The sequence below is a fragment of the Variovorax sp. GW821-FHT09B05 genome, assembly GCF_059418265.1.
Window position 1 is genome coordinate 1 of record NZ_JBWKPN010000003.1, and the last position, 21,968, is coordinate 21,968.

Here is a 21,968-nt window from a genome sequence, read left to right on the forward strand (position 1 = left end):
GCGAAATCAAGGAGGAGGCCGAAGGCCGGGGGACATTCGCGGAGGGAAGTACCCGCTGTCCTGTGCACGCGCCCCGACTCGTCATCGGGTTTCAAGAAAGACGCGCCCTACACGACCAGCCGATACCCCACCGCAGTCTCCGTCAGCAGATGCCGCGGCTGCGCCGGATCGTCCTCGAGCTTCTGCCGCAGATGCCCCATGTAGATCCGCAGGTAGTGGCTCTGGTCCGTGTGCGACGGTCCCCAGACCTCGCGCAGCAGCTGGCGCTGCGTCAGCACGCGCCCCGCGTTCGCGGCCAGCACCGACAGCAGCCGGTACTCGGTCGGCGTGAGGTGCACCTCGGCACCCGCGCGGCGCACGATGCGCGCGGCGCGGTCGAGCTCGATCTCGCCGAAGCGGAACAGCGCCTCGGGCACCTCCTCGCTGCTGGCCGCGCGCGGGCGCCGCAGGTTGGCGCGCACGCGCGCGAGCAGTTCGCCGGTGCCGAAGGGCTTGGTCAGGTAGTCGTCGGCGCCGGCGTCGAGTGCGGCGATCTTGTCGGCCTCGTCGCTGCGCGCCGACAGCACGATGATCGGCACCGCCGACCAGCCGCGCACGTCGCGGATCAGCGAGACGCCGTCGCCGTCGGGCAGGCCCAGGTCGAGCACCAGCAGGTCGGGCTGTCGCGTGCCGGCCGCGGCGAGGCCATCGCGCAGCGTGCCGGCCTCGTGCACCAGCCAGCCCTCGGCCTCGAGCGCGCCGCGCACGAAGCGACGGATCTGCGGCTCGTCCTCGATCACGATGGCGGTGGGGGCTGGCATGGGGGTCAGAGCGGGGCTTCGGCCGGTTCGGGCGGCTCCCGGCGCGGGAGCGTGACCGTGAATTCTGCACCGCCGCCGCGCGCGTTGGCGGCCACGATCTCGCCGCCATGGGCGCTCACCACCGCCTTGCAGATCGCCAGCCCCAGCCCCACGCCCGGCGTGGCCGATTCGACCTCGCCGCGCGTGAACTTGTCGAACAGCTTCTGCTCGTGGCCCAGCAGCGCCGCGGGCAGGCCGGGGCCGTGGTCGCGCACGCTCAGCACCAGCGTGCCGGGCTCGGCGCGCGCGCCCACCACGATCGGCGGCGCGCCGTACTTGGTGGCGTTCTCGAGCAGGTTCACCAGCACGCGCTCGATCAGCACCGCATCGAACTCGACCAGCGGCAGCCCGGCATCGAGCGCGGTCTGGACCACGGTGGCGCCGAGCGCGGTGCGCGCCGCGCGGATGGCCGAGCCCACCACCTCCTCGACCGACTGCCAGTCGCGCCGCAGGTTGACCGCGCCGCCCGCGATGCCGCTCTCGAGCCGTGCCATGTCGAGCAGGTTGTTGACCAGCGCATGCAGCTCGTGCGCCTGCGCGACGATCGCGCGCGCCGCCTCGGCGTGTTCTTCCGCCGGCAAGGTCTGCAGCGATTCGGCCAGCGCGATCAGCGCGGTCAGCGGCGTGCGCACGTCGTGCGAGATCGCACCCAGCAGCGCATTGCGCAGCCGCTCCGATTCGATCTCGACCACCGCCTGCTGCGCCACCTCCACGTAGTGCACGCGCTCGAGCGCGATCGCGATCTGCCGCGCCAGCGTGTCGAGCTGCTGCGCCTGCTCGGGGATCAGCAGCCAGCGCGGCTGCGCCGGCTCGAGCGCGAGCACGCCGCGCACGCGCATCGGCGCCTGCAGCGGCACGTAGTGCCAGGGCTGCGCGGCCAGGGTGGCGGTGGCGAGGCCCGCGCTCTGGCCGTGGCGGAAGGCCCAGTCGGCCACCTGCGCGTCGAAGCCCGGCGGCGGATCGGGCGGCGCCACCAGCTGGTCGGCGGCATCGGTCACCAGCACCAGCGCATTGCCGCCGAAGTGGCCCTGCACCGCGGCCGCGCCGAGCGCGACCACCTGCGTGCTCTCGAGCGCGGCCGAGAGCTCGCGCGTGAGCTCGAACAGCGAGCGCGCGCGGCGCTCGCGGCTGGTCGACACGCCGGCCGCGAAGCGCAGCCCGGCCGTGAGCTGGCCCACCAGCAGGCCCACGCCCAGCATGATCGCGAAGGTCAGCACGTACTGCACATCGCTGACCGCGAACGACAGCCGCGGTGGCACGAAGAAATAGTCGAAGGCCGCGACGTTGAGCAGCGCCGCCAGCGCCGAGGGCCCGCGCCCGAAGCGCATCGCCACGCCCACCACGCCGAGCAGGAACAGCATCACGATGTTCGACAGCTCGAGCACGCCGGTCAGCGGCGTGCACAGCAGCGTGAGCGCCACGCTGGTGGCCGCGGCCCAGGCATAGCCGGGCCAGTGGATCGGCGCCTTCTCGTGGTCGTCGCTGTCGATGCGGGCCCCCGCTGCCCCCAGCGGCGAGCGCGACAGCCGCCGCGCGCTGTCGGCGCGGCCCACCTCGAGGATGTCGAGCGCCGGCGCCAGCTGCGCGAGCGCGCGCGCCAGCGGCACCTGCGCCGCCATCCACAGGCGACGCCAGCCGGTGGCCGGCTCGGCGCGCCCGAGCACCAGCGTCGCGCAGTTGAGCCGGCGCGCCTGCTCGGCGAGCTGCTCGGCCACGTCGGAACCGGTAAGCACCGCGGTGGCCGCGCCCAGCTCCTCGGCCAGCTGGAGCACCGCGAGGATGCGGTCGCGCTCGGCCGCGGCCAGCCGCTGCAGCCGCGGGGTTTCGACGTACACGGCATGCCAGCGCACGTTGAGTTGGCCCGCGAGCCGCGCCGCGGTGCGCACCGTCTGTGCCGCGCCCTCGTGCGGGCCGACGCACGCGAGGATCGCGCCCGAGGTGTGCCAGGCCTGCAGGCCGGTGCCCTTGCCGTGGCCGCCGGCGCCCGGGCCCGACTGCTCGATGCGCCAGCCGCGCACGTCGTCCTCCACGTGCTCGGCGGTGCGGCGCAACGCGATCTCGCGCAGCGCGATCAGGTTGCCCTTGCGGAAGAAGTTCTGCGCCGCGCGCTCGGCCTGCTGCGGCAGGTAGACCTTGCCGGCCGCGAGCCGCGCCGTGAGCTCGTCGGGCGTGACGTCGACCAGCACCACCTCGTCGGCCTCGTCGAGCACCGAGTCGGGCACGGTCTCGTGCACCCGCACGCCGGTGATGGCGCCGACCGTGCCGTTGAGGCTCTCGAGGTGCTGCACGTTGAGCGCCGACCAGACCTCGATGCCGGCGGCCAGCAGCTCCTGCACGTCCTGCCAGCGCTTGGCATGGCGCGAGCCGGGCGCGTTGGTGTGGGCCAGCTCGTCGACCAGCAGCACCGCGGGCTGGCGCGCCAGCGCGGCATCGAGGTCGAACTCGGCCAGCGTGCGGCCGCGGTAGGCGATCTCGCGCAGCGGCAGGGCATCGAGCCCCGCCAGCAGCGCGGCGGTCTCGCCGCGGCCGTGGGTCTCGACCACGCCGATCAGCACGTCGCGCCCGGCCTTGCGCTCGCGCTGCGCGGCGCTCAGCATGGCCCAGGTCTTGCCCACGCCGGCGCTGGCGCCGAAGTAGATGCGCAGCTTGCCGCGCCGCGCGCGCGCCTCGTCGCTGCGCAGCTGGGCGATCAGCGCGTCGGGGTCGGGGCGGGACAGCTCGCTCATCGGGAGCGCAGGTTAGCGCATCGGCTCATCGCGCGGCACCGTCCTTGCGCCGGGCGCGGTGCTCGTGGCGCCGCGCGGTGCGCGACAGCACCAGCCAGGCGAAGCCCAGCGGCACGAACAGCGCCGCCAGCGCGAGCAGCGCATGGAACCAGTCAGTGGCCATGGCGCAGTCCGCAGCGCGCGAGGTGCTCGCGCCAGCTCACCAGCCGGCCGATCTCGCCCGAGGGCACGCATTCGATCAGCCGGTGCAGCACGTCGGCGTAGCTGCGCATCGGCAGGCGGATCATCAGCCGCACGCAGGGTGCGTCGCTCTCCTGCGAGCTGCAGCCGTGCAGCAGCGGTTCGCAGCGCACCACGCCGGCGTCGGCGCAGCCGGCCAGGCTGCGGCGCACGCGCAGCGCGTCGGCACAGCTGACGGTGACGTCGAGCACGTGGAAGCTGTCGCCGCCGGCCTTGCGGGCAGCGGCCGGCACCGGCGCCGCCGTGGCGGCGATCGCGGCACCGGCCGCGGCGGGACTTCGGAAATACACGGGATGTTCACGGTAAGCGGCGTAGGCCATACAGGTCTCCTTTGCCTGGATCTGCTTTGCGGGTTGCGGGTTGCGGATTGCGATGCGGGGTTCAGCGCTTGTCGAGCGCGAGGTTCAGCGCCAGCACGTTCACGCGCGGCTCGCCGAGCAGCCCCCACAGCGGCTGCTGGGTCTGGCGATCGATCAGCGCGTTGACTTCCCCCAGCGGCAGGCCGCGCTCGCGCGCGACGCGCTGCGCCTGGTAGCGCGCCGCGGCGGGGCTGATGTCGGGGTCGAGGCCGCTGCCCGAGGCCGTCACCAGGTCGACCGGCACCGGCGCGGTGTTGCCCGGGTCGGCCGCGCGCAGCGCTTCCACGCGCGCCTTCACGGCGTCGGTCAGCGCCGGGTTCAGCGGGCCCTGGTTCGCGCCGCCCGAGGCGCTCGCGTTGTAGGGCTGCGGCGCGGTGGCCGAGGGGCGGCCCCAGAAGTGCTTGGGGTCGCTGAAGTTCTGGCCGATCAGCTTCGAGCCGACGGTGGTGCCGTCGAGCACGATCAGGCTGCCGGCCGCCTGCGCGGGGAAGGCCGCCTTGGCGGCGCCGGTGACGGCCATCGGGTAGATCAGGCCGGTGAGCGCGCTCAGCAGCGCGAAGACGACGATGGCGGGGCGGACGATGCCGCCGGTGGTGTTGCTCATGATGGGAACTCCTCAGACCAGGTGAATGGCGACCAGCAGCCAGTCGATCAGCTTGATGCCGATGAAGGGAACGAGCAGGCCGCCCAGGCCGTAGATGGCGAGGTTGCGGCGCAACAGCGCGGCGGCGCCCACCGGCCGGTAGCGCACGCCCTTGAGCGCCAGCGGGATCAGGAACACGATCACCAGCGCGTTGAAGATCACCGCCGACAGGATGGCCGACGACGGGCTCGCGAGGCGCATCACGTTGAGCGCCGCGAGCTGCGGATAGGTCGAGACGAAGATCGCGGGAATGATCGCGAAGTACTTCGCCACGTCGTTGGCGATCGAGAAGGTGGTCAGCGAGCCGCGCGTCATCAAGAGCGCCTTGCCGGTCTCCACCACCTCGAGCAGCTTGGTCGGGTTCGAGTCCAGGTCGACCATGTTGCCGGCCTCCTTCGCGGCCTGCGTGCCGCTGCCCATGGCCACCGCCACGTCGGCCTGCGCGAGCGCGGGCGCGTCGTTGGTGCCGTCGCCGGTCATCGCGACCAGCCGGCCCTCGGCCTGGTACTTGCGGATCAGCGCCAGCTTGTCCTCGGGCGTGGCCTCGGCCAGGAAGTCGTCCACGCCGGCCTCGGCCGCGATCGCGGCGGCGGTGAGCCGGTTGTCGCCGGTGATCATCACCGTCTTGATGCCCATGCGGCGCAGCTCGGCGAAACGCTCCTTGATGCCGGTCTTGACGATGTCCTTGAGCTCGACGATGCCGAGCACGCGGTCGCCCTCGGCCACCGCCAGCGGCGTGCTGCCGCGGCGCGAGGCTTCCTCGGAGGCGCGCAGCAGCTCGGGCGCCATCGTGCCGCCGAGCGCCTCGACGTGCCGGCGCACCGCCTCGACCGCGCCCTTGCGCAGCACGATGGGATCGGTGTCCAGGCTGTTCGGCGCGGCCGGCAGGTCGACGCCGCTCATGCGGGTCTGCGCGGTGAAGGCCACGAAGCGCGCGTCCTCGACCGGCGCGGGTTCCAGCCCGTCGCGGCGCGCGAGCTCCACGATGCTGCGGCCCTCGGGCGTCTCGTCGGCCATCGAGGCCAGCATGGCGGCGCGCGCGAGGCGTGCCTTGGTGACGCCGGGCGCCGGCAGGAAGGCGCTGGCCTGGCGGTTGCCGTGCGTGATGGTGCCGGTCTTGTCGAGCAGCAGCACGTCGACGTCGCCGGCGGCTTCCACCGCGCGGCCCGAGGTCGCGATCACGTTGGCCTGCATCATGCGGCTCATGCCCGCCACGCCCACGGCCGACAGCAGGCCGCCGATGGTGGTGGGGATCAGGCACACCAGCAGCGCGACCAGCGCGGTCAGCGAGACCACCGTGCCGGCGCCCGCGGCTTCCACGCTGAACACCGAGAACGGCAGCAGCGTGACCGTGACCATCAGGAACACCAGCGTGAGCGCCACCAGCAGGATGGTCAGCGCGATCTCGTTGGGCGTCTTCTGGCGGCGCGCGGCCTCGACCATGCCGATCATGCGGTCGAGGAAGGACTCGCCCGGGTTCACCGCGATGCGCACCACCAGCCAGTCGGACAACACGCGGGTGCCGCCGGTCACGGCCGAGAAGTCGCCGCCCGACTCGCGCACCACCGGTGCCGATTCGCCGGTGATGGCGCTCTCGTCGACCGAGGCCACGCCTTCGATCACCTCGCCGTCGAGCGGGACCACGTCGCCGGCCTCGACCAGCACCACGTCGCCCTTGCGCAGGTTGGGCGCCTGCTCCGGGAGCCACTTCGCGTCGCGCTGCGGCTCGGCCAGCTTCTTGGCCCAGGTGTCCTTGCGCAGCCCGCGCAGCGAGGCGGCCTGGGCCTTGCTGCGGCCCTCGGCCAGCGCCTCGGCGAAGTTGGCGAACAGCACCGTGAACCAGAGCCACACGGTGACCGCGAGCACGAAGGTCGGCGACATGCCGGTGTCGCCCGGGAAGCTCAGCGTGTGGATCCACAGCAGCGTGGTGAGGATGCTCCCGATGTAGACGATGAACATCACCGGGTTGCGCCACTGGGTGCGCGGGTTCAGCTTGGCGAAGGCGCCGCGCAGCGCGGGGCGCACCAGTGCCGCGTCGAACAGCGACAGGGAAGTCTTGGTTGTGGTCATGACGTGCTCCTCCTTACTTCCAGAGCACCAGGTGCTCGACGATCGGCCCGAGGGCCAATGCCGGCACGTAATTGAGCAGACCGACCAGCAGCACGGTGCCGATCAGCAGGGAAACGAACAGCGGCCCGTGCGTGGGCAGCGTGCCGGCCGTGACCGGAAGACGCTTCTTGGCGGCCAGCGAACCCGCGATGGCGAGCACCGGCACGATCATCGCGAAGCGGCCGAACCACATCGCCAGGCCCAGCAGCGCGTTGTAGAAGGGCGTGTTGGCCGACAGGCCCGCGAAGGCGCTGCCGTTGTTGTTGGCGGCCGAGGTCAGCGCATAGAGGATCTCGGAGAAGCCGTGCGCGCCGGGGTTGGCGATGCCGGCCTTGCCCGCGCCCGAGACCACCGCGATGGCGGTGCCCACGAGCACCAGGATCGGCGTCACCAGGATCGCGATCGACAGCAGCTTCATCTCGCGCACCTCGATCTTCTTGCCGAGGTACTCGGGCGTGCGGCCGATCATCAGCCCGGCGATGAACACCGCGAGCATCGCGAAGATCAGCATGCCGTACAGGCCCGAGCCGACGCCGCCGAACACCACCTCGCCGAGCTGCATCAGCACCAGCGGCACCATGCCGCCGATCGGCGTCAGCGAGTCGTGCATGAGGTTGACCGCGCCGCACGAGGCGGCCGTGGTCACGGCGGCGAACAGCGCCGAGGCGTCGATACCGAAGCGCACTTCCTTGCCTTCCATGTAGCCGCCCGACTGCAGCGTGCTCGCCACCTGGTCGACGCCCAGCGGGCCGAGCAGCGGGTTGCCGGCCTGCTCGGCGGGCGTGAGCACCATCACCGCGACCACGAACATGATCGCCATCGCCGCGAACACCGCCCAGCCCTGGCGCATGTCGCCCACCACGCGGCCGAAGGTGAAGCACAGCGCCGCGGGGATCAGGAAGATCGCCAGCATCTGCAGCAGGTTCGACAGCGCGGTCGGGTTCTCGTAGGGGTGCGCCGAGTTGGCGTTGAAGAAGCCGCCGCCGTTGGTGCCGATCATCTTGATCGCCTCCTGCGAGGCGACCGGGCCCATGGCCAGCGTCTGCGTGGTGGTGGTGGCGTCCTCCATCACCGGCGCGCCCTTGTCGTCCTTCAGCGGCTGGCCATCGGGGCCGGCCTTGGGCTGCTGGAACGCGGTCGTCTCGAGCGTGGTCGCTGCCTTGTACTCGTCGAAGTTCTGGATCACGCCCTGGCCCACCAGCACCACCGCCAGCACGAAGGAGATCGGCACCAGCACCCACAGCGTGACGCGCACGATGTCGGCCCAGAAGTTGCCGACCAGGCCCTTGCCCTGGCCTTCGCCGCGGCGCGCGAAGCCGCGCACCAGCGCGAACGCCACCGCGATGCCGGTCGCGGCCGACACGAAGTTCTGCACCGTGAGGCCGAGCATCTGCGTGAGGTAGCTCATCGTCGACTCGCCCGCGTAGCCCTGCCAGTTGGTGTTGGCGACGAAGCTCACGGCGGTGTTGAAGGCCGAGTCGGGCGACACCGCGCCCATGCCGGCCGGGTTGAGCGGCAGCAGCCCTTGCAGCCGCTGCAGGCCGTAGACCACGATCGCGCCGACCGTGTTGAAGGCCAGCAGCGCCATCGCGTAGACGCGCCAGTTCATCGACTGCGCCGGCGCCACGCCGGCCAGCTTGTAGAACGGGGATTCGACGCGCGCCATCCAGCGCGGCACGCGTTCGTTGCACAGCGCCGCGAGGAACCTGCCGACCGGCCAGGCCAGCAGCAGGAGCAGCGCGAAGAAGAGGGCCAGCAGGCCCCAGGCCGAGGCGCTCATCTCAGAACTCCTCGGCGCAGATCAGCGCGAAAACCAGGTAGGCGAACAGCACCACGGCGATCAGCGCGCCGAAGCCGTAGAGGACGTCGAGGCCGATCACGATGCGTCTCCCTCTTTGGCTGCCGGCGGGTTCGGTCCCTCGAGCCGGTTCAGCCCGACGACCATGGCCGCCACCACGACCCATAGCGCCAGCAAGGCGCTCATCCAGACGATGTCCATGCATCACTCCTGCTATCAAAAAGATGAATTGCAGTCTCGGCAGATGCGCGTCAAAACGGGGGAAAGAGTCGGTGGGGGGGCCGTAAAGAAAGCGTAAAAACGCCGCCCGGGGCGGCTTTGGATCAGGCGGGGGAACGGCTGCGCGGCGCCTGCGCGAGCACGAGCAGCACGGCGCATGCCGCGCCATAGAGATGCGCCTGCACCAGCACCTCGCCGCCGATCAGTGCACGCTGTGCCTCGGTGGGCTCGCTCCACAGCTGCCAGCCGATGCGGGCCGCCACGACGGCCAGTGCCAGCCGGGCCGGCAGGTCGCCGCGCCAGGCCTGCGGCGCGAGCACCCAGACGAACAGGCCGTACAGCACGCCCGACAGCCCCGCGTAGTCCGCGACCCGGGGCGATGCCAGCAGCAGCAAGGCGCTCACGCCGAGCGCCAGCGCGACGAAGGCGCCGGCCCAGGCGCGCGCGCCGGCGCGGTCCTTCGCGAACGCCGCGCACACGGCCAACCCGCCAAGGTTCAGCAGGCAATGCGTCCAGCCGAGGTGCACCAGGTGCGCCGTGAGCAGGCGCCAGAGTTGTCCGCCGAGCACGGCCGAGCGCTCGTAGCGCAGTGCCTCGTAGACCGGCTCGCCACCCGCCTGCAGCGCGAGCATCAGGCTCGCGAGCACGACGGGGCCGCGCCAGCGCGCGGGCACCGGCGAGGAGGACGGCGGGTCTTGCATGCGCGGCAGTGTATCGGCGCGACTTCCACAGCCTGCCCGCGCGCGGAATCCGGGTAATCACTATCGAACCCCGGCCGATGGGCCTTCAAGCTGTGGTCGGCCAATTTTTGTTCAACAAAACAAGGGGAATTGTCATGAGGATCAGTCATCGCATCTCACGTCCCACGCAATGGTCCATCGTGCTCGCCGCCGCCATCGCGGCCGGCCATCCGGTGTCGGCGCAATCGCCCGACACCGGCGACTGGGTCCAGGTCTATTCGATCGTCGTGCCCTACGCCAGCGACAACGATCTCAACGCCCTGACCCGGCTGCTCGACCATGCCTACGTGGACCAGAAGGCCCGCACGGTGTCGGCGGAGGTCGGCCCGGGCGAACTGGCGCAGCTGCGGATGCTGGGCCTTCCCGTGCAGATCAACGAGGCCGAGACGGCCCGGATCCGCGACTACATCACCAAGGGCGTGGGCAAGCAGGCCTCGCCCGCACCGGACACCACGCCGGGCACGAAGAAGATCTCCGACGGCGGTTCGCATGCGGCCTGCTACCGCACCGTCGGGCAGGTCTACAGCAGCTTCGACGAGCTGGCCGCCAAGTATCCGAAGCTGGTGAAGGTGCAGACGCTCGGCAAGACCTGGATGGGCGGCCAGTACCGGCAACCCGGCACGGACTCCGACAACAACACGAATTCGTCCTGGGTCAACCTGCTGGTCAAGTACCTGCCCGCGAGCGTTCTCAACACCTTCAACCTGAGCCTGTTTCCCACCGAGCCCTACCCGATCCGCGTGATCGTGGCCGGCAACTTCGAGAAGCAGGACGCGCAGGCGCAGAAGCCGCCGAACATGGTCTGGACCGGCGGCATCCATGCCCGCGAGTACGCCCCGCAGGAAGTCGGCATGAAGTACATCGAGTGGTTGCTCGACAACTACGAGACCGATGCGAACGCCCGCATGATGCTCGACACCAACCGCTACCACTTCGTCGTCCACAACCCCGACGGCCGCTCGATCGCCGAGCAGCAGATCACGGCCCGGCAGCGCAAGAACACCAACTACGCCACGGCCGCCTGCAGCACCGCACGCAGCGGCGGGGTCGACCTGAACCGCAACTACCCCTTCGGCTGGCGCACGGGCGGGCCCGGGGCTTCCGACAACCAGTGCGCCGAGGACTATCGCGGCACCGCGGCCGTTTCCGAGCCCGAGACGCAGGTGGTGCTCGACTACGTGCGCGGCAGCTGGAACCAGGCCGCCTGCAAGTGGGAGGGCGGCGCGCTGCCCGACGGGCGGCCCAAGAGCGCGACCTATTGCAACGCGCAGAACCGCGACAACGGCGGTGCCGGCGAGTTCGACTGGAAGACCGGCGCCGACGAGAACTACGGCGGCGGGGTGTTCATCGACCTGCACAGCGCGGCGCGCGCCATCCTCTGGTCCTGGGGCGTGCGGCGCTCCGAGAACGAGAACAACATCCAGACGCCCAACAACCTCGGGCTGGCCACCATCGCGCAGCGCATGGCCTATCACAACAAGTATTCGGCGCAGCAGGTGCTCGGCTACGACACCGAGGGAACGACCAAGGACGCCGTCTACGGCTACCTGGGCGCGCCTTCGTACACGGTGGAGATGGGCCGCTCCTTCTACGAGAGCTGCGACAACTTCAACAAGGAGGTCTATCCCGAGAACTTCAACGGCTTCCACTACCTGAGCCGCGTGCTGTACCGGCCCTACCAGTTGCCGCAGGGACCGGACACGGTCGACGTGAAGATCGCCGCCGAGGCCGTGCAGGCGGGAACGAAGGCGCTCGTCACCGCGACCGTGGACGACAACCGCTACCTCTATTCGAAGCCTGGCCAGTCGGACATTCCGGCGCCGCCGGTGCCGGTCGTCAAGAAGATCAAGACGGCGCTGGCCTATGTCGGCAAGCTGCCGTGGGAGGCCGGCGCGGTCGGCATCCCGCTGGCGCTCTCGGCCTCGGACCAGGCCAGCCCCGGCCTCGAGGAAGCGACCCGGACCGCGAGCGGCATGCTCGACACCACGGGCCTCGCACCGGGCCGCCACATGGTCTACGTGCAGGGCATCAACGAGGACGACAAGCCCGGCTCGGTGTCGGCCGCGTTCCTGAACGTCAAGGCCGCGCCCGAGGTGACGCCGGAACAGCCGGTGATGCCGATCGCATTCCCCTTCCGCAGGAGCGGCGGCGCGCTGGACCTGGTCGACCTGGCGCTGGCCGCGCTCGGCGTGGCGGGCCTGGTGGCCGCGCGCCGGCGGCGTCGCTGATCGCGCGCGGCGGGGCGCTCAGGCGCCTCGTCGCACGAGCTTGCCGGTGGACGAGGCGCGCGCGATCAGCCGGCCATCGAGCGACCAGAGGTCGGCCTCGAGGAACACCACGCTGCGGCCCCAGCGCAGGATGCGCGCCTCGGCCTCGAAAGTGGCGACGTCGGCCCGGTCGAGGAACGAGATCTTGAGCTCGAGGCTCGCGAGGCCGGCCGCAGCGTCCTTCGCGTTCACCGCGAAGGCCATCGCGCAATCGAGCCATGCGGTGACCAGCCCGCCCTGCACCACCGTGCCGTTGCTGTGCGCGAACTCGGGCCGCGCGGTGAAGCGCACGCGCGCGAGGCCGGCCTCGGCATCGCTGCGCAGCAGCTGCGAAAAGCCGATGGTGTGCATCAGCGCGCTCGGGAATTTTTCGATGTCCATGCGGGGATTTTCGCGTGGCCGATGCGCGCGGCCTTGACGCCTCGGCGTCTCGTCGCGGCGCGTCAGGTGCCGAAGATGCAGCGCGTGGTCGCCATCATCCGCGGCTGCTTCGTCGCATTGACCGAGGGCGTGTGCAGCACGCGCATGTCCATCAGGAACACGTCGCCGGCGCGGCCGCACATCTCGACGATGGCCAGGCCCTGCTCGCCCAGGCGGCGCTCCAGGTCCGCCGGGTCCTTGAGCAGTTCGCGCAGCGCGGGTTGCGAATCCGAGGCCGGCCGCCGCGTGTCGATGCGGTGCGAGCCCGCGAGCGCGAGCGTGGCGCCGCCATGCGGTGCCACGTCGTCGATCAGGAAGAAGGCCTGCACGCCGGGCAGCGTATCCTGCGGCCGCGCCGCGAGGTCCACATGCCAGTTCAGGGCCTGCAGGGTCCAGTCGCCTTGCCCTGGCGGCGACAGCAGCAGCTGCGTGCCCGGGTGGCCCGTGGCGGCGGCGGACGGCGGGGCGCGGTGGCCGAGCTTCGCGATGAAGTCGAGCAACGCCGGCGTGACCAGCGCCTCGTGCAAGCCGGGCAGGTTCACGAGCGCCGAGAGCTTGCCGATCTGCTGGAACAGCGGCAGGCGCTGCACCGCGCTCAGGCCACCCTTGGCGCCGGCCAGGCGCTTGAGTTCGTCGCGCAGCTTCTGGCGCAGCGGAGCCACGCGGGGCTTCGGGTGGAAGCCTTCGAGGTGGAGACAGCCGTGGGTCCTGAAATGATCGATCTGCGTGGGGCTCATGAAAGCATCCAGGGGAACTCCCGGCAGTGGAACACGCTGACGGCCCGGCGTCAGCCAGCGGGATCCGACATGCGCGCCGGCAGGATCGGGAGCGGGTCGTTCTCAGGCCACCTTCGGCCGCCACGCGATCACGCCCTGCGTGCGCGCGCGCACCTCGGGCGTCGCGAGGCAGGTGGCAACGGCCTCGTAGCCCGGTGCGCCTTCGAAGGGCGCGACATAGGTCGGCGGGCTGTGGTTGGCCGGGCACAGCAGGATCGACTCGTGCGCGCCGACCGCCGCGAGATCGAGGAAAGCGCTCGATCGCGTGAGCAGGAACAGCGGCCGCGCCTCGGCACCGCGGCGGCGCAGGTGGGCGATCAGCGCTTCCTGGGTCGCGTGGTCGAGGCCCTGCTCCACCATGTCGACGACGATGGCGGCGGGGCCTTCGGCCTCGAGGCCGGCCAGCAGCGCGGTCAGGGCCTCGGATCCGGTGGCGCCGTCCTCCACGAGCCAGGCCAGCGCGGCATCGACGCGCGATCGCAGGGCGGCGTCTTCACGCAACCGCGTGGCGGTGGCATCGCCCTCGGCGCGGTCGAGCGGCAGGAAGATCGCGCCCGGCAGCCGCTCGGCAATGCGCAACGCGAGCCGCGTCTTGCCGCTGCCCAGCGGGCCGACGATGTGGTTGATGGGCCGGATGTCGCTCAGCGCGAAGCGTTCGCCGCCCCAGGGCCAGGGCAGCTCGAATTCGAGCGCGGGCCGGGTGTCGGGCTGCAGCAGGCGCGCGAGTTCGCCGGGCGCGGGCAGGCGTCCGCGCGCGAGTTCGTCGCGCAGGCCACGCACTTTCTCCAGCGTGGCGTCGAGCTCTCGCGCCTTGGCTTCGAGCGCCGCCTGGTGCGCTGCCAGGGCCGGCGCCAGCCCTTGCGCATCGCCCTCGAGCACACGCGCCACCTGCGCGAGGCTGAGGCCCAGCGCGCGCAGCGCGACGATCTCGGTGGCGCGCGCCATCTCGGCGGGCCCGTAGGAACGCCAGCCTGCGGCCGTACGCGCCGGCACCAGCAGGCCGCGCTGCTCGTACAGCCGCAGGGCCTTGGCGGACACGCCGAGCCGGCGCGCGGCCTCGGACGGATTCAGGAAACGGGAAGAAGGGGTCACGGGATCACCTCGGTTTTGCTGCGATGCCGTGTTTATCGAGGTGGCCGCAGGGGCCGGGTCAAGCATGGCGCGCGCAACGCGATCAAAGGTCGCGCTGTAACTGCCAGGCTTGGTACTTGAGGCTCGCCACCGCGCCCGCGACGATGCCGACGATCGCCGGCAGGCTCGCGAGGCTCAGCGTGGAGAGCGCGCTCAAGCCCTGGCCGATGGTGCAGCCCATGGCGGTGACGCCGCCGATGCCCATCAGCACGGCGCCGCCCAGGTGGTGCGCGAGGTCGCCGCTGCCGGCGAAGCCCTCCCAGCGGAACTCGCGCGTCCACAGCGCCTGCGCGGCGGCACCCACGATCACGCCGGCCACCGAGGCGATACCCAGGGTCAGCAGCTTGTTGGCGTCGCTGTAGAACATCAGCCAGTCGAGCGCATAGGCCACGGGCGTGACGAAGCTCAGCGCCTCGGCGCGGCCGGAGTTGGTGGCGAGGAACACGTGCTCGAGCGTGAGCGGATGCTCCTCGACCACGGCCCAGTGGCCGCTGAGCCACCAGGCGGCCACCACCAGTGCGCCGATGGCGAGCCCGCCCGCGAGGCTGCGCGCATCGCGCCGGCCCCAGGTGGCCCAGGCGATCAGCGCGCCACCCGCGACCAGCCCGATCGCGAGCCGCAGCGGCGCGGCCTGCATGCGCAGCGCGCCGGCCAGCACCTCGGGCAGCGAGGCATTGACGGCCAGCTCCAGGTGCACCGCGTCGACGGTGGCCACGCGCAGCACGGCGGTGATGCCCTTGAGCGTGGCGAAGGCCGCGATGCCCATCACCAGCAGCACGACCAGCGCCTTGAGGCTGCCGCCGCCGACGCGCACCAGCGTCTTGTTGCCGCAGCCCGAGGCCAGCACCATGCCGAAGCCGAACAGCAGGCCGCCGACCAGCGCCGAGAGCCAGAGGATGCGGTTCGATGCATAGAGCGTGCGGTCGGCATCGACCCAGCCCGCGAACACCAGCGCCGAGAAACCGATCAGCGCGACGCCGCCGGCCGCGGCCCATTGCCGCACGCGCGTCCAGTCGCCGAGGTTGACCACGTCGCTGATGGCGCCCATGGTGCAAAAACGCGTGGCGCGCGCCACGGCGCCGAACACGGCCGAGAGCGCGAAGGCGGCCGCGAGCGCGAACGAGGTGAGGAGGGAGACCTGCTCGACAGACATGCGGCGATTCTAGGGAGCGCGGCGCGGGGCCACGCGCCCGCCGACGGCCGTCAGGCCAGCCCCGGATTGGGCGCGACGTTCTTCAGCACCGGCGCCTCGGGCGCGCGCGCGGCCACCAACTTGCGCGACTTCAGCCAGGGCTCGATCACCTCCCACACCGGCTTGTTGCCGGCGCTGCGCGCCTCCTCGCTGACCGGCGCCCAGCCCGCCACCTTGTAGGTGCGGCCGGCCTCGATGGGCTTGCCGTCCAGGCGCATGTCCTGGATGCGCTGGCCCATCGCGGCCGTGGGATCGCAGGCGTACTGCAGGCCGCCCACGCGCACCATGTCGCCGCCCTGCTGGTAGTAGGGGTCGGGGTTGAACAGGTTGTCGCAGACGTCCTCGAGCACGGTCTTGAGCATCTCGCCGCTCATCGGCGTGACGGTGGCGTACGAGTAGGTGGTGGCGGTCATGTCCATCAGCCATTCGCGCGTGATGGGCTGGCCCGGCAGCAGCGAGGTGCCCCAGCGGAAACCGGGCGAGAAGGCGATCGGCGCGTCCTGCACCTCCATCAGCGCGTCGAGCAGCAGCTGGTCGCCGGTGCCGTTGAAGTTGCCGCGCCGGTACAGCGTGCCGTCGGTGTGCGCCAGGGTTTCGGACAGCTTCGCTTCGTAGGGCGCGCGGATGCGCGTGATCAGCGCGTCCATCTCGCGGTCGGCCGGGATCAGGTCGGAGAACACCGGCAGCAGGCGATAGCGGAAGTCGCTGACCTTCTTGCCCTTGACCTCGAAATCGAGCACGCCGAGGAACTTGCCGTTGGAGCCGCCGTTGACCACGATGGTCTGGCCGCCGGCATTGCTCACCAGCGTGGGCATGGGCGTGCCGTCGTGCGTGTGACCGCCGAGGATGGCGTCGACGCCGCGCACGCGGCTGGCCATCTTGAGATCGACGTCCATGCCGTTGTGCGAGAGCACGACCACCACCTGCGCGCCCTTGGCACGCGCCTCGTCCACCACGCGCTGCAGGTTGTCGTCCTGGATGCCGAAGGTCCAGTCGGCCACCATGTAGCGCGGGTTGGCGATCGGCGTGTAGGGAAAGGCCTGGCCCACGATGGCGCAGGGCACGCCGTTGATCTCGCGCATGACGTAGGGCTTGAAGACCGGGTCGCCGAAGTCGGCGGTCTTGACGTTCTGCGCGACGAACTCGACGCGGCCCGCAAAGTCCTTCTCGATGATCTCCTTCACGCGCTCCATGCCGTAGGTGAACTCCCAGTGGCCGGTCATCACGTCGACGCCGAGCAGCTTGCAGGCATCGACCATGTCCTGCGCCTGGGTCCACAGCGAGGTGGCCGAGCCCTGCCAGGTGTCGCCGCCGTCGAGCAGCAGCGCGCCGGGCCGGCTGGCCTTGAGCTGCTTCACCAGGGTGGCGAGGTGCGCGAAGCCGCCGACCTTGCCGTAGCGCTGTGCCGCACGGTCGAAGTCGAGGTGCGTGAGCGCATGCGCCACGCGCGTGCCGGGCGCGACGCCCGCGGCCTTGAGCAACTGCTCGCCGACCAGGTGCGGCACCTTGCCGCGCATGCTGCCCAGGCCGATGTTCACGCTGGGTTCGCGGAAGTACAGCGGCTTGAGCTGCGCATGGCAGTCGGTCATGTGCAGCAGCGACACGTTGCCGAAGCGCGGCAGCACGTACATCGCATCGACGGCACCGGCCGCGCCGGCGCCGTCGTGGCGCCCCAGGCCCAGGCCGGCCACGCTGCCGGCGCCCAGCAGTTGCAGGAACTCGCGCTTGGAAAGGTTCATGGAAACGGCGGGCCCTCTGCGTCTATCGGTTGACCGGCGACTGCGGATCGAGCAGCAGCCCCATCACGTCGCGGATCTGTGCTTCGTCGAGGATGCCCGAATGGCCGACGCGCGGCATGTTCGAGCAGGCGTTGTAGGCGCGCGCGTTCCAGAGCTTGCCCCAGGTGTAGTCGACGATCGGCTTCGAGGCCGCGGCCGCCGGGTCGCTCACGCCGCGCAGCTTGCCGTACTGGTAGAGGCTGGGGCCGAGGGTGCCGAAGGAGATCTCCTCCTTCGACATCTGGTGGCAGTTGTAGCAGTTGCCGCCGTTGGCCGGGCCCTTGGCGGAGGCGGCCGCGTCGGTCCAGGTCAGGCCGCGCCCGTTCTGCGCGATCTTCTCGCCCTCGCGCCAGTCGCCGACGAACCTGCCGTCGGCGGGCCAGCGGATGGTCTTCATGTTGGCCGCCTCGATCTCCTTGGCGGTCTTCTCGTCGAGCGGCTTGCCGCTGGCGTCGGCCTCGCTGCAGGCGCGGTTGGCCGGGTCCTGCACGAGGCGGTCGACCTTGGCGATGCCCTGGTCACGGAACGAGCTCTTCAGGGCCTCGGCCGTGTAGCGGTCGATGTCGGCCGCGCTGTCGGCGCTCGCGCAGCCGAACAGGGCCAGCGCGCAGGCGACCGCGACGGCGCCCAGGATGTGGTCGGCATTCATGTCGCGTTCCTTCAGCGCTTGATGGCCGGGGCCGTGGTCTTCACGCCCTTGCCGTTGACGCCCATGTACACGGCCAGCGCGATGGTCACGTCGCTGGCATAGCCCGGGTAGGGAAAGCGCTGCTGGCGGAAGCAGTCGTTGAGCCGCCGCTGCATGCCCCAGAGCTCGCCCGAGGACACGCGGTAGGCCGGCCAGGCACCGAAGCCGTCGCCGGCACCGGGGCTCTTCGTGAGGTTCGGCAGGTCCTGCAGCCGGATGCGCTTGTCGTCGGCGCCATGGCAGGTGGCGCAGGCGAAGTCGTGCGGGCCGGCGCGCAGGAAGAACAGGCGCTTGCCCACCTCGTAGGCGCGACGCTCGCTCGCATGCGACTGCGGCAGGTTCAGCGCCATGCCCTTCGACTCGGCCGAGATCCAGGCCACCAGCGCCTCGAGGTTCTTCTGCTCGCCGCTGCCGAACGGCGTCTTCGCGATCTCGGCGGCATCGAAGCCCTGCAGGGTCTGCATGCAGGTCAACAGGCGCGACTCCATGTCCTGCACGCGGCCGGTGTCGGCGAAGTGGCGCGGCAGTTCGGCGAACGCGCCCTTGACCACGCCCGGGCCCTTGCCGAGGTCGCACTTCTCGAGCGAGGCCCCCTTGGGCCCGCGCTTCTGCTTCCAGAGGTCTTCGCCCTTGGCCTCGAACAGCTCGGCCGGGTTGCCGTCCTGCAGCAGCGCGCGGTACTCGGCGATGCCTTCGGCGGTGGTCTTCTGCGCGGCGGCATGCAGCGACAGGCTGCCCGCCAGCAGCAGCAGGCACGGGAGTGGGATCTTGCGCATGGCGACCGCCTAGCTGACGGTGGCTTCGTCGGTGCGGGTGTCGCCGCGGTTGTCCTTCCAGGTCACCGAGATCTTGTCGCCCGCCTTCGCGCCCTTGAGCGTGAACTGCATGAACGGGTTCTTCGAGACCGCGGGGCCCCAGTCGGCCGTGAGCACGGTCTTGCCGTTGAGCGAGGCCGTGACCTCCTGGATGAACCAGGCCGGGATGGTCTTGCCCGCGGCGTCCTTGCGCTGGCCGGTTTCCATCTCGTGCGCCATCAGGATGCGGACGGTCGTCTTGTCGCCCGCGGCCTGGGCGCGGATGCGCATGGGATCTGCCATGGTGGGTCTCCTTCTCTCGTTGTTTCTTCGTGGGGGGACTGGCGCCGGCGTCAGCCGCCGCAGCCGCCCAGCGTGACCTTGACTTCCTTCTTCGCGAACAGCGCCTTGCCGTCGTTCATGACGGCGATCGCGTACACGTCGGAGGACTGGCCCAGCTTGGCGCGCGTGGTGAAGTTCGCCTCGACGAACTCCGAGGTGTTGAAGATCGCGACCACCGCGTTCGGGTTCTTCTCGACCAGCAGCATCAGCTGCTTCACGCCGGCCAGCGAGGTCGCGACGCTCAGCGGCACCACGGCGCCGTTCTCGGCGATGTCGGGGCCGGTGATCGTGACCTCCTTGCTCTCGGTGGGCGTGCCCGCGCCGATGGCCTTGAGCGCATCGGCCACGCTCTTGGCCTCGAAGGCTTCCTTGGTATAGGCCAGCGCGCTGGCCGGCAGCCAGGCGCCGGTGGCGGCGAGGCCCGCGAGCGCGGCGGACTGCTGGAGGATCTGTCTGCGGTTCTTCATGGCTTGTCTCCTGTCGAATCGATGGTGGGCCGGGTGCGCCGTTGCGATGTCATGGCCCGGCGCTTTCGGCGAGCCAGCGCGCCACGGCCCTGGCATCGTCGTCGCCGATGGTCTGCGGCGGCATCGGGATCGCACCCCATACGCCGCTGCCGCCGCTCTTGATCTTCTCGAGCAGGTGGTCGACCTGGCCCGGGTATTTCTTCGCGATGTCGGAGAAGGCGGGGCCGACGAGCTTCTGCGTCATGCCGTGGCAGGCGACGCAACTGTTCTTCTCGAGCACGGCGAGCGGGGCCTTCGAGGTGGGCGCGGCGGCTGCCGGCGCGCCGGTCTTCGCGGCCGGCGCGGTGTCGATGCCGCGCTGCGGGCCCACCAGCCGGTTCTGCTCGGCGAGGTTGCCGTGGCTGCCGCGCGCATGCGGCGGCAGCTGCGACACGGTCTGCGTGGCAGGCACGCAGTCGCGCATGCAGGCGACCGCCGCCACGTCGGGTTTCGCCGCGCGGCCGAACTCGTTGCCCGGCCACATCGCATGCGCGGTGGTGGTGCCGTTGCGATTCGGCATGCGCGCCTGCACCTCGCGGATGTTGCGGTCCGACAGCGTGAAGTCGTCGGGCACGATGCCGCCGAGGTTCAGCATGTAGGCGGTGACGGCGAACACGTCGTCGGGCGTCAGCGACTTGGGCTGGTTCCAGGGCATGGCGCGGTAGACGTAGTCCCAGACGGTCGAGAGGCTCGCCACCTTCATCAGCGTGGTGCGGCCCGGGAAGGCCGGGTCCTTGAGCCGCGCGACGTGGCCGGTCTTGATGTCCTCGGCCGTGGTGCCGCCGACGATGGGGCTGAACACCTGGTTCGATTCGCCGAACACGCCGTGGCAGGAGGCGCACTTGCCCTCCCAGATGTCCTGGCCGCGCGCGACCGAGCCCGAGCCCTTGGGCAGGCCCTTGAAGTCGGGGCGCACGTCGATGTCCCAGGCCGCCACTTCCTTCGGCGTGGCGTCGCGCCCGATGCCCGGGTAGGCGGCCTTCGGTTGCGCCCAGGCGGCGATGCAGACGCCGCAGCCCGCGATCGCCAGCAGCGCGCGCAGCACGATGCGGCTAGCCGAGCTGGACATTCGCCACCTCCCCGCTCGCCTGCACCTGCCAGGACTGGATCGCGTTGTTGTGATAGATCGAGCGTGTGCCGCGCACCGCGCGCAGCTGGCGGTAGCTGGGCTGCACGTAGCCGGTGTCGTCCATCGCGCGGCTCTGGATGATCGCGGGCGAACCGTCCCACGCCCAGTCGATGTTGAAGCGCGTGAGGCACTTCGAGAGCACCGGCGACTCGAGCCGCGCGCTGCGCCAGTTGCGCCCGCCGTCCACGCTGACGTCGACGCGCTTCACCTTGCCGCGCCCCGACCAGGCCAGGCCGGTGATGTTGTAGAAGCCCTTGTCCAGCAGCGTCTGCCCGCCCGAGGGCGTGGTCACCACGCTCTTGCATTCCTGCACGCTGGTGTACTGGCGATGCTGGCCGTCGGGCATCAGGTCGACGTAGTGCACGGTCTCGTCCTTGGTGCCGTAGGGCATGTCGCCGAGCTCGATGCGGCGCAGGTACTTGACCCAGCTCACGCCCTGCACGCCCGGCACCACCAGGCGCAGCGGATAGCCCTGCTCCGGCCGCAGCATCTCGCCGTTCTGGCCGTAGGCCACCAGCACCTCGCCCGAGCGCACCAGGCTCATCGGGATGGTGCGCGTCATCGAGGAGCCGTCCGCGCCCTCGGCCAGCACGAAGCGCTCGCCCTTGAGGTCGGCGCCGGCCATCTCGAGCAGCGTGATCAACGGCACGCCCGTGAATTCGCTGCACGACAGCATGCCGTGCGTGTACTGCGCGGTGGGCACCGCGACATTGCCCCACTCCATGCCGGTGTTGGCGCCGCACTCGATGAAGTGGAAGCGCGACACCGAGGGCAGCCGCATCAGCTCGTCGAGCGTGAAGACCTTCGCGGCCTTCACGAGGCCGTTGATCATCAGGCGGTGCTTCGAAGGATCGATGTCCCACCAGCCCTGGTGATGGCGCTCGAAGTGCAGGCCGCTGGGCGTGACGATGCCGAACAGCGACTGCAGCGGCGCGAACGAGACCGAGGCCTGCGCGGTCGGCGTGAGGCCGGGGCTCTGGCGGCGCTGTACGTTGGCCTCGTACTTCGAGGGCTTGCCGTAGCCGTCGGTGACCACGGGCTGGCCGAGGCCGGTGCTGTGCGCGGGCAGTTGGAGGATCGCGGGATCGCCATCGGCCTGCGCGAACGCCGACGTTGCCGCGCCGCCCGCGACGGCGGCCGCGAAGGCACCGCGGATGAAATCGCGGCGGCCCTTGCGCGCTTCCGAGAACACGGTGCGCACGCCCTGCGCGTCGACGAAGTTCTCGGGCGCCTTGCGCACCTGGCCGGGCTGCTGGATGTTGCTCATCGCAG

Annotated in this window: 22 protein-coding genes; 1 reads left to right on the forward strand and 21 read right to left on the reverse strand. The window is 70.8% G+C overall.

The genetic code is table 11. The annotated features are described in order from the left end of the window. Positions 1–107: 107 nt before the first annotated feature. From kdpE to rrtA, 10 genes are all read right to left on the reverse strand, one after another. Positions 108–800, reverse strand: coding sequence for a two-component system response regulator KdpE (gene kdpE / locus AC07RM_RS08395; protein ID WP_093355193.1), 693 nt, complete (start codon positions 798–800; stop codon positions 108–110). Positions 801–805: 5 nt separating this feature from the next. After that, positions 806–3,565, reverse strand: a complete 2,760-nt coding sequence (locus tag AC07RM_RS08400; RefSeq protein ID WP_495334174.1) for a DUF4118 domain-containing protein — start codon at positions 3,563–3,565, stop codon at positions 806–808. Positions 3,566–3,590: 25 nt separating this feature from the next. Then, the gene (locus AC07RM_RS08405; RefSeq protein ID WP_296793447.1) at positions 3,591–3,728 is read right to left on the reverse strand and encodes a hypothetical protein; all 138 of its coding nucleotides are present in this window, start codon (positions 3,726–3,728) and stop codon (positions 3,591–3,593) included. Then, positions 3,718–4,125: a hypothetical protein gene (locus AC07RM_RS08410; protein ID WP_093355188.1), complete on the reverse strand. Its 408-nt coding sequence runs from the start codon at positions 4,123–4,125 to the stop codon at positions 3,718–3,720. Before AC07RM_RS08410 ends, AC07RM_RS08405 begins: the two co-directional genes overlap by 11 nt. Positions 4,126–4,186: 61 nt before the next feature. Continuing rightward, positions 4,187–4,768, reverse strand: a complete 582-nt coding sequence (gene kdpC, locus AC07RM_RS08415; protein WP_296793449.1) for a potassium-transporting ATPase subunit KdpC — start codon at positions 4,766–4,768, stop codon at positions 4,187–4,189. Positions 4,769–4,780: 12 nt separating this feature from the next. After that, entirely contained in the window at positions 4,781–6,877 is a 2,097-nt protein-coding gene (gene kdpB, locus AC07RM_RS08420; protein ID WP_093355182.1) for a potassium-transporting ATPase subunit KdpB, read from the reverse strand. Positions 6,878–6,890: 13 nt separating this feature from the next. After that, positions 6,891–8,696 carry a potassium-transporting ATPase subunit KdpA gene (kdpA, locus tag AC07RM_RS08425; RefSeq protein WP_495334175.1) on the reverse strand — a complete coding sequence of 602 codons (1,806 nt, stop codon included), beginning with the start codon at positions 8,694–8,696 and terminating at the stop codon, positions 6,891–6,893. A gap of 1 nt (position 8,697) precedes the next feature. Beyond that, complete coding sequence (kdpF, locus tag AC07RM_RS08430; RefSeq protein WP_057593567.1) at positions 8,698–8,796, reverse strand: K(+)-transporting ATPase subunit F; 99 nt, start codon at positions 8,794–8,796, stop codon at positions 8,698–8,700. After that, positions 8,793–8,915, reverse strand: a complete 123-nt coding sequence (locus AC07RM_RS08435) for a hypothetical protein (protein WP_256223059.1) — start codon at positions 8,913–8,915, stop codon at positions 8,793–8,795. Before AC07RM_RS08435 ends, kdpF begins: the two co-directional genes overlap by 4 nt. Positions 8,916–9,037: 122 nt before the next feature. Then, entirely contained in the window at positions 9,038–9,634 is a 597-nt protein-coding gene (gene rrtA, locus AC07RM_RS08440) for a rhombosortase (protein ID WP_398497295.1), read from the reverse strand. A gap of 134 nt (positions 9,635–9,768) precedes the next feature. Between rrtA and AC07RM_RS08445 the strand changes: the two genes are divergently transcribed. After that, positions 9,769–11,901, forward strand: a complete 2,133-nt coding sequence (locus AC07RM_RS08445; RefSeq protein ID WP_495334176.1) for a M14 family zinc carboxypeptidase — start codon at positions 9,769–9,771, stop codon at positions 11,899–11,901. 18 nt (positions 11,902–11,919) lie between these two features. Here AC07RM_RS08445 and AC07RM_RS08450 read toward each other — a convergent pair whose 3' ends face one another. The 11 genes from AC07RM_RS08450 to soxC all read right to left on the reverse strand — a co-directional run bounded on the left by AC07RM_RS08450 (position 11,920) and on the right by soxC (position 21,963). Further along, positions 11,920–12,321 (reverse strand): PaaI family thioesterase, encoded by a 402-nt coding sequence (locus AC07RM_RS08450; RefSeq protein ID WP_495334177.1) that lies wholly within the window; start codon positions 12,319–12,321, stop codon positions 11,920–11,922. Between the two features lie 62 nt (positions 12,322–12,383). Next, positions 12,384–13,097 (reverse strand): phytanoyl-CoA dioxygenase family protein, encoded by a 714-nt coding sequence (locus AC07RM_RS08455; protein ID WP_495334178.1) that lies wholly within the window; start codon positions 13,095–13,097, stop codon positions 12,384–12,386. Between the two features lie 102 nt (positions 13,098–13,199). After that, positions 13,200–14,228 carry a MerR family transcriptional regulator gene (locus AC07RM_RS08460; RefSeq protein ID WP_495334179.1) on the reverse strand — a complete coding sequence of 343 codons (1,029 nt, stop codon included), beginning with the start codon at positions 14,226–14,228 and terminating at the stop codon, positions 13,200–13,202. An 82-nt stretch (positions 14,229–14,310) separates the two neighbouring features. After that, positions 14,311–15,420 carry a YeeE/YedE family protein gene (locus tag AC07RM_RS08465; RefSeq protein ID WP_495334180.1) on the reverse strand — a complete coding sequence of 370 codons (1,110 nt, stop codon included), beginning with the start codon at positions 15,418–15,420 and terminating at the stop codon, positions 14,311–14,313. 50 nt (positions 15,421–15,470) lie between these two features. Then, positions 15,471–17,198: a thiosulfohydrolase SoxB gene (gene soxB / locus AC07RM_RS08470; protein WP_495334181.1), complete on the reverse strand. Its 1,728-nt coding sequence runs from the start codon at positions 17,196–17,198 to the stop codon at positions 15,471–15,473. Between the two features lie 22 nt (positions 17,199–17,220). Next, complete coding sequence (gene soxX, locus AC07RM_RS08475) at positions 17,221–17,886, reverse strand: sulfur oxidation c-type cytochrome SoxX (RefSeq protein WP_093355166.1); 666 nt, start codon at positions 17,884–17,886, stop codon at positions 17,221–17,223. A gap of 11 nt (positions 17,887–17,897) precedes the next feature. After that, a complete protein-coding gene (gene soxA, locus AC07RM_RS08480; RefSeq protein WP_093355164.1) occupies positions 17,898–18,701 on the reverse strand; it encodes a sulfur oxidation c-type cytochrome SoxA in 804 nt (267 codons plus the stop codon). 9 nt (positions 18,702–18,710) lie between these two features. Then, positions 18,711–19,022: a thiosulfate oxidation carrier complex protein SoxZ gene (gene soxZ, locus AC07RM_RS08485; protein WP_172705585.1), complete on the reverse strand. Its 312-nt coding sequence runs from the start codon at positions 19,020–19,022 to the stop codon at positions 18,711–18,713. A 50-nt stretch (positions 19,023–19,072) separates the two neighbouring features. Then, positions 19,073–19,528, reverse strand: a complete 456-nt coding sequence (gene soxY, locus AC07RM_RS08490; protein WP_093355161.1) for a thiosulfate oxidation carrier protein SoxY — start codon at positions 19,526–19,528, stop codon at positions 19,073–19,075. A 49-nt stretch (positions 19,529–19,577) separates the two neighbouring features. After that, entirely contained in the window at positions 19,578–20,636 is a 1,059-nt protein-coding gene (locus AC07RM_RS08495) for a c-type cytochrome (protein ID WP_398501401.1), read from the reverse strand. Next, the gene (soxC, locus tag AC07RM_RS08500) at positions 20,620–21,963 is read right to left on the reverse strand and encodes a sulfite dehydrogenase (RefSeq protein WP_495334182.1); all 1,344 of its coding nucleotides are present in this window, start codon (positions 21,961–21,963) and stop codon (positions 20,620–20,622) included. Before soxC ends, AC07RM_RS08495 begins: the two co-directional genes overlap by 17 nt. Positions 21,964–21,968 lie beyond the last annotated feature (5 nt).

Excerpts from the sequence above, each read along its gene's own strand:
- AC07RM_RS08410 (WP_093355188.1), bottom strand. The coding sequence starts at position 4,125 with ATGGCCTACGCCGCTTACCGTGAACATCCCGTGTATTTCCGAAGTCCC.
- soxZ (WP_172705585.1), bottom strand. The coding sequence starts at position 19,022 with ATGGCAGATCCCATGCGCATCCGCGCCCAGGCCGCGGGCGACAAGACG.
- soxB (WP_495334181.1), bottom strand. The coding sequence starts at position 17,198 with ATGAACCTTTCCAAGCGCGAGTTCCTGCAACTGCTGGGCGCCGGCAGC.
- kdpC (WP_296793449.1), bottom strand. The coding sequence starts at position 4,768 with ATGAGCAACACCACCGGCGGCATCGTCCGCCCCGCCATCGTCGTCTTC.
- AC07RM_RS08455 (WP_495334178.1), bottom strand. The coding sequence starts at position 13,097 with ATGAGCCCCACGCAGATCGATCATTTCAGGACCCACGGCTGTCTCCAC.
- AC07RM_RS08400 (WP_495334174.1), bottom strand. The coding sequence starts at position 3,565 with ATGAGCGAGCTGTCCCGCCCCGACCCCGACGCGCTGATCGCCCAGCTG.
- AC07RM_RS08435 (WP_256223059.1), bottom strand. The coding sequence starts at position 8,915 with ATGGACATCGTCTGGATGAGCGCCTTGCTGGCGCTATGGGTCGTGGTG.
- kdpA (WP_495334175.1), bottom strand. The coding sequence starts at position 8,696 with ATGAGCGCCTCGGCCTGGGGCCTGCTGGCCCTCTTCTTCGCGCTGCTC.
- kdpE (WP_093355193.1), bottom strand. The coding sequence starts at position 800 with ATGCCAGCCCCCACCGCCATCGTGATCGAGGACGAGCCGCAGATCCGT.
- AC07RM_RS08465 (WP_495334180.1), bottom strand. The coding sequence starts at position 15,420 with ATGTCTGTCGAGCAGGTCTCCCTCCTCACCTCGTTCGCGCTCGCGGCC.
- soxA (WP_093355164.1), bottom strand. The coding sequence starts at position 18,701 with ATGCGCAAGATCCCACTCCCGTGCCTGCTGCTGCTGGCGGGCAGCCTG.
- rrtA (WP_398497295.1), bottom strand. The coding sequence starts at position 9,634 with ATGCAAGACCCGCCGTCCTCCTCGCCGGTGCCCGCGCGCTGGCGCGGC.
- kdpB (WP_093355182.1), bottom strand. The coding sequence starts at position 6,877 with ATGACCACAACCAAGACTTCCCTGTCGCTGTTCGACGCGGCACTGGTG.
- soxC (WP_495334182.1), bottom strand. The coding sequence starts at position 21,963 with ATGAGCAACATCCAGCAGCCCGGCCAGGTGCGCAAGGCGCCCGAGAAC.
- AC07RM_RS08495 (WP_398501401.1), bottom strand. The coding sequence starts at position 20,636 with ATGTCCAGCTCGGCTAGCCGCATCGTGCTGCGCGCGCTGCTGGCGATC.
- soxX (WP_093355166.1), bottom strand. The coding sequence starts at position 17,886 with ATGAATGCCGACCACATCCTGGGCGCCGTCGCGGTCGCCTGCGCGCTG.
- AC07RM_RS08405 (WP_296793447.1), bottom strand. The coding sequence starts at position 3,728 with ATGGCCACTGACTGGTTCCATGCGCTGCTCGCGCTGGCGGCGCTGTTC.
- AC07RM_RS08450 (WP_495334177.1), bottom strand. The coding sequence starts at position 12,321 with ATGGACATCGAAAAATTCCCGAGCGCGCTGATGCACACCATCGGCTTT.
- soxY (WP_093355161.1), bottom strand. The coding sequence starts at position 19,528 with ATGAAGAACCGCAGACAGATCCTCCAGCAGTCCGCCGCGCTCGCGGGC.
- AC07RM_RS08445 (WP_495334176.1), top strand. The coding sequence starts at position 9,769 with ATGAGGATCAGTCATCGCATCTCACGTCCCACGCAATGGTCCATCGTG.